Annotated in this window: 5 protein-coding genes and 1 pseudogene; 4 read left to right on the top strand and 2 right to left on the bottom strand. The window is 38.9% G+C overall.

The features are described 5' to 3' along the window. From ACT3SX_RS14270 to ACT3SX_RS14285, 4 genes are all read left to right on the top strand, one after another. On the top strand, positions 1 to 719 hold a 719-nt coding region (locus tag ACT3SX_RS14270; RefSeq protein WP_444761804.1), incomplete at its 5' end, for a competence protein CoiA family protein. Between the two features lie 45 nt (positions 720 to 764). Further along, positions 765 to 1,295 carry a Holliday junction resolvase-like protein gene (locus ACT3SX_RS14275; protein WP_225739299.1) on the top strand — a complete coding sequence of 177 codons (531 nt, stop codon included), beginning with the start codon at positions 765 to 767 and terminating at the stop codon, positions 1,293 to 1,295. Positions 1,296 to 1,367: 72 nt separating this feature from the next. After that, positions 1,368 to 2,570, top strand: a complete 1,203-nt coding sequence (locus ACT3SX_RS14280) for an AAA family ATPase (RefSeq protein WP_192520443.1) — start codon at positions 1,368 to 1,370, stop codon at positions 2,568 to 2,570. 12 nt (positions 2,571 to 2,582) lie between these two features. Beyond that, the gene (locus ACT3SX_RS14285) at positions 2,583 to 3,092 is read left to right on the top strand and encodes a hypothetical protein (RefSeq protein ID WP_192520444.1); all 510 of its coding nucleotides are present in this window, start codon (positions 2,583 to 2,585) and stop codon (positions 3,090 to 3,092) included. An 89-nt stretch (positions 3,093 to 3,181) separates the two neighbouring features. On the opposite strand, the gene ACT3SX_RS14290 is transcribed toward ACT3SX_RS14285, so the two are convergent. Both ACT3SX_RS14290 and ACT3SX_RS14295 read right to left on the bottom strand, forming a co-directional pair. Next, complete coding sequence (locus ACT3SX_RS14290; protein WP_075101647.1) at positions 3,182 to 3,607, bottom strand: hypothetical protein; 426 nt, start codon at positions 3,605 to 3,607, stop codon at positions 3,182 to 3,184. Positions 3,608 to 3,624: 17 nt separating this feature from the next. Beyond that, a pseudogene (locus tag ACT3SX_RS14295) lies at positions 3,625 to 3,898 on the bottom strand (hypothetical protein); the annotation flags it as partial.

Here is a 3,898-nt window from a genome sequence, read left to right on the forward strand (position 1 = left end):
GTACGATTCACCCTGAAAGTATCCTACACAAGTTTGCTAAGCAAGTCATTATGGTAGAGAAATATTTAACACTACCAGCACTACCTGATGATGAACACAATGAAGAAAAAACATGGCAGTTTGATCATTTGGTCACAGAACAAGCTATTGGCTCTATACGACCTGATCTAGTAGCGACTATCGATGACGAAATAATGTTTATCGAGGTGGCAGTAACATCATTTATCGATGCGGATAAATCTGCATTTATTAAGCAGCTTGGTATCAAGACAATAGAGATCGACTTGCGTGAGATTATTAAACAAGATATGGAGCTGCCAAGTACTGAAGCGAAAGACTACATTTTAGACTGTGTGAGTAATAAACAATGGGTATTCCCTGAAGCAAGTACTTTAACAGCACCTACTCTATCAGTTGAACCTACCTATAACTGCCAAACAATCACTGAAGAGGATGATAATGAAAGCTTTGATAAGGGCTATAGCACTTATCGCTTCACAATCAAGCACAGCTGGGTAGATGTGAGAGTATTTAATTCAGGCATGGTATCGGTGAAATGCGTGACCTATAACCACGATGTCATCGAAATATTAAAGCAGTGGCGTAACGAAGGCGGCGGCAAATATAACCAAAAATACAAATCATGGAATTACTTTAAGCCGTTTTCAGATACTGTCTTTGCTCGTTTGCAAGAAATGGATATGACGCCAAAGCAATAGCCAAAAGCCTAGCCACGTTTATTATATTTTACTTAGGAACCGATTATGAACAATACTATTTTACTACTCACTATACTTGTTGCTTTGGTTTTGCTGGTACTTGCCGTCCAAAAAATATTAGCGCAAAACAAAACTATTTTACAAAGCGAGCGTGATATCGCCAATATTCAAACCGCGATAACCCAGCAACAAGCTGATTTTGAGGTTGAGCTTGAACAAAAAGTAAAAGACGCTAAAAAGCGCTCTAATAACATGCAGCGTAACGTTCTAAAAGGTCAAATCGGTGAACAGTTCACGCCCTTCATCGCTGACTTTCCTTACAATCCATCTGATTGCCGCTTCTTAGGAGAGCCGATTGATTATATGATTTTTCAAAACCTTCATGCCTGTTCAGAAGGATTGGCTGATATAGAAGAAGTACAAATAATTATTGCTGAGGTAAAAACAGGTAATGCTAGACTTAATGCGCGTCAGAAAATTATCAAGCAAGCTGTTCAAAACGGTCAGGTCAGTTTCAAGGAGCTTCGAATCAAATATTGCGAGAACACTGAAAATATGACTGTTTTGACAAGCTAAACTATACTGCATGATCGTTATTTATGCTATCGTAGTCTATAAACCACAAAATATCGTTAAAAACGGCTGACTATGATTACCTATATTCGTTTCGATAATTTTTATTCTTACCCAGAAGCAACGGAAGTATCGTTTACGCTAGGTAAGCAGCCAACTGAGTCTAACTATGACTTTTATATTGATACTGAGCATGATCAGTATCGGCTCAATAAAGTCACAGCGATCTTAGGTGCGAATGGCTCCGGTAAGACGCAACTGCTCAAAGCAGTATCGTTTTTGCGCTGGTTTATTTGTGGCTCTACTAGTAGCCTTGATTCAGAAGACAATATCCCGTATAGCCCTTTTGCGCTGAACCAAAACAATACATCTGAATTTGAGATGGGTTTTTTACTCAAAAATACTGATGGTGTTTATGAAGAGTATCGCTATGAGCTAACGCTTAGCCAAAGCCGCGTGATCAATGAAGCGCTATATAAAAAGACCAGTCGCTTATTTAGCTACGTTTTTAGCCGTCACTATGATGGTGATGAGATGGTTTATAAGCATCGCAGCTTTGTCATCCCATCACTTGCAGATGACGTGAAAAAAAACGCCTCTTTGATCAGTTATGCCAATTTGCTTGATGAACCACTGGCAGAAGCAATCATTGAGATGTTGGAAGGCTATAAAACCAATGTCGTCTCAATGGGTAGGCTTGGCAGTCTTAGCCAGTCTATACCTGAGATGACTGAATTGTTTGCTAAGGATGATGGTTTAAAACAAACCGCTGAAAAGCTACTTTGTCAGTTTGATACGGGCATCGATGAAATTAATATAAAAAGCGTTATGATGGTCAATGAAGGAAAGCAGCAAGAAGTACTGCTGCCCTTTGGTGTTCATAAAGTCGGTGATGACTCATTTGAGCTTATGATTTATGAAGAATCTAATGGCACACAATCTGCTTATAGCTTGCTTGGCCTAATACTACCTGTGCTTAAAAATGGTGGCGTAGCTATTATCGATGAGCTTGATAACGACTTACACCCCCTACTATTACCCGCCATTTTTGATTTGTTTCGCTCATCGCATCATAACCCTCATAATGCTCAGCTTATTTTTAGTTGCCATACGCCCGAGGTGTTTAATTTGTTAAATAAGCATCAAATTTATTTGGTCGAAAAATACGAGCAGGCTTCAGAAGCTTGGCGGTTAGATGAGATGGAAGGGGTTCGTAATGACGATAACCTTTATGCGAAATATATGGCTGGCGCGTTTGACGCGATACCAAATCTATAAGGGGGTTGGGTTATGGCAAAGCGTAAACCTCGGTCAGTCAACAAAACTACCTTGCTTGTTATGGGTGAAGGTGAGCATGACAAAGCATTCTTGAGTCATATGAAAGGTATCTATCATGAAAGGCGCTCTGGCAGTAAAATTACTTTAGACTTTTCTAGTGGTGGCTCACCGCACGATATCATTAAAGATACAGTCAAAAAGAGCCGCCATGTTGGTTATGATAAAAAGTTTATTTTGATGGATAGCGACGTCCCTGTTAATCAACAAGATATTAAAGCCGCTAAAGATTCTGGCATTACAATCTTATATTCAAAGCCGTTATGCCTAGAAGGTATGTTGCTGAACGTGCTAGGCCAAAACACGCCCCATACTGCACAAAAATGCAAAAGTGCCTTACATCCACAATTGTCTGATAATCCTGCCCTACCAAAGAGCTATGAGCCTTTATTTGCAAAACCTGTACTCGATCAAAGCATTCATGCCACGATTAAACAGCTGCGCTCATTGTTAGGCAAGAAATAAACCGCCCTGCTCGCTAGAGTTAAGTAAATTAGTTTTTATTTTAGTAATATAGACTTATAGCACTAAATCGACTCAAGTATTTATTACTTTTAAAACTCAATTTTGTCGATGTTTGGGTCATTCATCGCCATTAATACCTGACCGGCTTCTTGAAGTGGTGAAGATTTAACCGTGTTTTCTATTGCGCTCATAGCCATCGTGATCAACTCAGGATTATCATTTTCAATCCCCTGATCAAGCCTTACGAACATCTCATCTATCACATGACGACGTTCTGCGAAGCGTTCTTTTAGATAAGACTCTAGAAACTCTCTTTGGTTATTGGACTTAGTAAGATGTACATTTTCCCATGCAGCTATCGCTTCACGTTTTGTATACTCAGTCTGACAGATAGTTTTATAATCTGCGTAAGCTTTAACTAGCATCTCAAACCCTTGATAAGCGCTAGAAGCTGGGTTTTTGGAACTTACCGTCTTAATAGCTTTCTTAGAGCTTGCTGTAATCACATCTTTCATAATGTTTATATTCCTTATTAGATTTCAAGATAGCCTTCACACTTGTAGCGAATATTTTGTACTGCTTCACCTTCATTATTTAAAAGAGGCTGATCTAAAATATTTTTTAGCGACTTACCTAAAGCAAGCATTGTCTGGAACGCTACTGGATCTGAATTATCATATACTTTGATTTTCTCAAAACGTTTAACCGTTTCGAGTAATACCATTTGAACTTCTAAAGCATTAGTCATGACAGCTTTGACGCCTACTTCCATTAATTCAATCGCGGCTATATTACAACTGCTTCTA

Source organism: Psychrobacter sp. AOP31-B2-9 (assembly GCF_052378005.1).
Taxonomy (GTDB): domain Bacteria; phylum Pseudomonadota; class Gammaproteobacteria; order Pseudomonadales; family Moraxellaceae; genus Psychrobacter.